This window comes from Streptomyces sp. NPDC054956 (assembly GCF_053609185.1).
This window is the reverse complement of record NZ_JBSGXB010000459.1, coordinates 1-4433: the sequence shown is the minus strand read 5'-3', so window position 1 is coordinate 4433 and position 4433 is coordinate 1. Positions and strand designations below refer to the sequence as shown.

Below are 4433 nucleotides of genomic sequence, written 5' to 3'. Positions count from 1 at the left end.
GGCTTGGCCCGGACCCTCAGGGCCACCCCCTACGACACCGCACTCGGACCGGTGCCCGCCGGGTCCCCCGCCCCGGACTCCCGCCGGGCGACCGCCCCCGCGCCCCGCCCGGCACCGGTCTCGGAGCCCCGCCGCTCGCCGGCCCCGGAGTCGGGCGCCGCGCCCGGTTTCGCGGCACGCGCCCTGTCCGGCCAGGTGTTCACCCGGGCACCGGGCCTCGTACCCGGCTTCGGATCCGGCCTCGAACCCGGCCTCGAACCCGGCCTCGGCCTCGCGCCCAGCGAAGGCGCGGCTCCCGCATGGTCCGTCGAGGGCGGTGCGGGCCGGGTCGATGCCGGTGGGGTGCTGCGCGCGGCGCGGCCCGGGCGGCTGGCCGTGCACGCCCGGAGCGGGGCGGCGCGGGGAACGGTCCGGCTCGACGTCCTCGGGCCGCCGGTCCGCGTGCGCGCCGTTCCGGAGCGGATCGGGCTCGCGGAGGAGGGGGAGAGCGCCCGCTTCGAGCTGACCGGATACGACGCCCAGGGCTCCGCCGCCGTCATCGAACCCCGGGACGTGGCGCTGGAGTTCGACCGTGCGAAGTGGAGCGTCAGCGACGACGGCCGCGGCGGGTTCACCGTGAGCGCCCGAGTCCCGCGGGCCACGGGCGAGTTGCGTGCCACCGTACGGGGTGCTGCCTTCGGCGCGGCCGAACTGGCCCTGGGGGCAGGGCTGTCGGACCGGCCGCTCGCGGATCTGGAGGACGCCGGCCGGTGGACCGGCACCGGCGCCGCGGCCGGCGAGGGACACCCGGGCCGGGGGCTGGCCCTCGCGCTGCCCGCCGGCGGGGGGAGCGCCTCCGCGGCCCCGCCCCGGCCGCTGCCCGTGCCGGAGCTGGCCCGCTCGCTGTCCCTCCAGGTGAAGGGGGACGGCTCCGGAGCCAGGCCCGCCGTGGAAGTCACCGACGGGGACGGGGCGGTCGTCACCCTGCGCGGGCCCGCCGTGGACTGGACCGGCTGGCGGGAGGTCGGCCTCCCGCTCCCGGCGATGGCGGAGCGGCCGTTCACCGTGACACGGATCTCGGCGACGGCGGCCGGTCAGGCCCCGGGGGCACGGCTGCTGCTGGACACCCTGGCGGCGCGCACGCCCCCGACCGGGTTCGTCCGTACACCCGCCGCACCCGACCCGATCGTGGCCACGGATGCCCAAGTGCGCTCCAGGCCCTGGCGGTTCGCAATCGAACCCGCGGCCGGTGCCCGAACCGGCGCGGGCGGCCCGGGCGGCGCCGCGGGCGCCGACTTCGCGTTCACCGGCGCGGGCCGGCCGGCCTTCGCGCACCGGGGCGTACGGTTCCTGCCGCTCGATGCCGGGCGCCGCACCCTGGACGGCGGAGGGCTGGCCCGGATCACCGCCCTGCGCGCGGCCCTCGCGGCCGCCGCCCGGGAAGCGGACACGGGCGCGGTGGCCGTCGTACAGCCGTACGCGCCGCAGGCGGTCGACCGGAAGGAAGCCGCCCTGCGGCTGCGCCTCCTGTCGGAGTTCCGGCGGACCACCGGCAAACGCGTCGCCGTCATCACCCTCGGAGCCCCCGGTTTCGCGGCCGGCCGCACCGAGGGCGTCCTCGTCGTCACGGCTCCGCGCACCGGCCGCACCGTGATCGGCGCCGACGCCCACGCGGCGGGCGACTGGCTGTCGGTGCTTCCCGCTAGCCGGTGATCTTGGCGGTGAATGCGTCGAGGTTGCCGAGGGCGCGGTCGATCTTCTCGTCCACGCTCAGCGTCTCCTCGTAGCCCCGGGTCTTCAGCTTCGGCTGCCGCTTGCCCCTGATGTACAGGGAGCAGGCGAGGTCGGCGCAGATGTACGTGCCCACCGTGTTGCCCTCGCGGCCGCGGGCTCCGGCGAGCGGGGCGACGAGCAGCGTGACGCCCGAGGAGCTGTGACCGGTCAGGCATATCTGGCAGATGCTGGACTTGAACCCGCCCACCCGGTTCGCGGCGGGGACCCGCAGCGAGATGCCGACGGCCTCGCCGTCGGCCCCGGGCCGCACGATGTGTGCGCGCAGCGGGGCGGCGGGATCCACCCAGCCGAGGAAGTCGAGGTCCTCCCAGGGGAGTTCGGTGAAGTCCGTCGGCAGCTTGAGGCGCGCGGCCTCGCCCTTGGTGCAGTTCACGAAGGAGGAGCGGATCTGTTGGTCGGTGAGCGGGTCCATGAAACGTACCGTACGTGCTGATAACAGCCCTGGTCACCCGGATTTCGGGGCGGGCGCGCGGGCCCGGCCTGATCCGAAAGACACGCCCTAGAGCCGGACGAGGGTGACCTCGGTGGCCTTCACGCTGGTCCACACCTCGGCGCCGTCCACGATGCCCAGCTCGGCGGCGGCCTCCGGGGTGATCTCCGCGACCAGGTCGGGCGTGCGCGCCGAGGCGATCAGCACGCGCAGCCGGCTGCCGACCGAGGTGATCTCCCGTACGGTGCCGGGCCAGACGTTGCGGGGGCTGCCGCCCGGGCGGTCACGGTGCACGGACACCGCCTCGGGGGCGATGATCGCGAGGGCCCGCGCCCCCTCCGGCAGCGCCTCCGCGACCACCAGCCGGCCCCCGCCGGCGAGTTCGAGGCCGTCGGCGGACGCCGTGCCGGGCCACGCGTTGCGCCCCAGCATCCGGGCCACCCACGGGGACCGCGGATGCCGGGTGACTTCGGAGGGCGGGGCGTCCTGGAGGGTCTTCCCGTCGGCCAGTACGAGGACGCGGTCGGCCAGGGAGACCGCCTCGACGGGGTCGTGGGTGACGATGAGGCAGACCCCGCCGAAGCCGGCCAGGTGGGTGCGCAGGGTGTGCCGGACGCGGGCGCGCGTCGTCTGGTCGAGGGCGGCGAGCGGCTCGTCGAGGAGCAGCAGCCGGGGGCGGGCCGCCAGCGCGCGGGCGAGGGCGACGCGCTGGGCCTGGCCGCCGGAGAGCTGGGCGGGCTTGCGGCGGGCGAGGTGGCCGACGCCGAGCCGGTCCAGCCAGGCCTGGGCCTCCGCGCGGGCCTCGGCGCGCGGCACCCGGCGGGCGCGCAGCCCGTAGGCGGTGTTGGCGAGCGCGGTCAGGTGCGGGAACAGCGCGCCGTCCTGCGGGACCCACGCCACCTGCCGCTGGTGCGGGGGCAGATCCGTGACGTCGGTGTCGCCGAGCCGGAGGTTGGCGTGCGCGCGCGGGGTGAGACCGAGGAGCGCGCGCAGCAGGGTGGTCTTGCCCGCGCCGTTCTCGCCGACGACGGCGATGGTGGTGCCGGGTTCGGCGTCGAGGACGAGCTCGTTGAAACCGGTGACGGTGGCGTGCAGCGTCCACCGCCCGGCGTCGGACGGAGAGCCGGGGGAGCCGGGGAAACCGGGGGATTCGGGGGAACCGGCGGAGGAGCCCGGGAAGGCCGGATCGCCGGGCCCGGCGGAGCCCGCCACCGGGCTCCCGTCGCCCACCGCGTCCGCGCCGGGGGCCTCTTCGGCGACCACGGGGGACTCGGCGTGGCCGCGGGCGACGGGGGTCCCGGTCCACCTGCCGCGCAGGGCGACGAGTACGGCCATGGCGATCGCGAGCAGCAGCAGGGAGACGGAGGTGGCGGCCTCGGGCTGGTCCTGGAGCAGCAGGTACACCTGGAGCGGCAGGGTCTGGGTGGTGCCGGGCAGGTTGCCGGCGAAGGTGATGGTGGCGCCGAACTCGCCGAGCGCCCGGGCCCAGGTCAGCGCGGCGCCGGCGATGAGCCCGGGGCCGACCATCGGCAGGGTCACCGTGAAGAACACGCGGACCGGCGTGGAGCCCAGGGAGGCGGCGGTCTCCTCGTAGCTCTGCTTGAGGCCTCCGAGCGCGCCCTCCAGGCTGATCACGAGGAACGGCATCGCGACGAAGGTGGCGGCGAGGACCGCGCCGGAGGTGTGGAAGGGCAGGGTGATGCCGAAGGTGCCCTCCAGCCAGGGGCCGAGCAGCCCGCGCCGGCCGAAGCCGAGCAGCAGGGCCACACCGCCGACGGTCGGCGGCAGGACCATGGGGAGCAGGACGAGCGAACGCACCAGCGCCTTGCCCTTGAACTCGACGCGGGCCAGCAGCCAGGCGAGCGGCACCCCGAGGACGAGGGAGATCCCGAGCGCCCACAGGGAGACGAACAGCGAGAGCCTGAGCGCCTCGACCACGCCGGGGCTGGTGAGGTGGCTGCCGAGGTCGCTCCACCGGGTGCGCGCGAGGATGCCGAGCAGGGGCATCAGCAGGAACGCCACGGCGAGCAGTGCGGGGATCGCGAGGGCCACGGGGGGCCGGGAGCGGCGGGTACGGACTGGTCTCATGTGGGTTCCTGGCTGGGGAAACTGTGGCGGCTGGTGAAGCACGGTGCGGTTGGTGAAGCGTAGTGCGGCGGGCGGAGGTTCCGCCGGACACGCGGAGCGGGGCTGCCCCCCCCCCCCCCCCCCGCCCCCCCCCCCCCACACC

Annotated in this window: 2 protein-coding genes and 1 pseudogene; 1 reads left to right on the top strand and 2 read right to left on the bottom strand. The window is 76.4% G+C overall.

The window, feature by feature from the left end:
- Positions 1–1692 (top strand): annotated as a pseudogene (locus ACWGDE_RS36560) (hypothetical protein); the annotation flags it as partial.
- Here ACWGDE_RS36560 and ACWGDE_RS36555 read toward each other — a convergent pair.
- A complete protein-coding gene (locus ACWGDE_RS36555; RefSeq protein ID WP_453393390.1) occupies positions 1682–2185 on the bottom strand; it encodes an FBP domain-containing protein in 504 nt (167 codons plus the stop codon). The pseudogene ACWGDE_RS36560 and the gene ACWGDE_RS36555 sit on opposite strands and share 11 nt — an antisense overlap.
- Before the next feature lie 87 nt (positions 2186–2272).
- The gene (locus ACWGDE_RS36550; RefSeq protein ID WP_453393389.1) at positions 2273–4291 is read right to left on the bottom strand and encodes an ABC transporter permease; all 2019 of its coding nucleotides are present in this window, start codon (positions 4289–4291) and stop codon (positions 2273–2275) included.
- Between the last annotated feature and the right edge of the window lie 142 nt (positions 4292–4433).

Coding starts and splice junctions, on each gene's coding strand:
- ACWGDE_RS36550 (WP_453393389.1), bottom strand. CDS start 4,291: ATGAGACCAGTCCGTACCCGCCGCTCCCGGCCCCCCGTGGCCCTCGCG.
- ACWGDE_RS36555 (WP_453393390.1), bottom strand. CDS start 2,185: ATGGACCCGCTCACCGACCAACAGATCCGCTCCTCCTTCGTGAACTGC.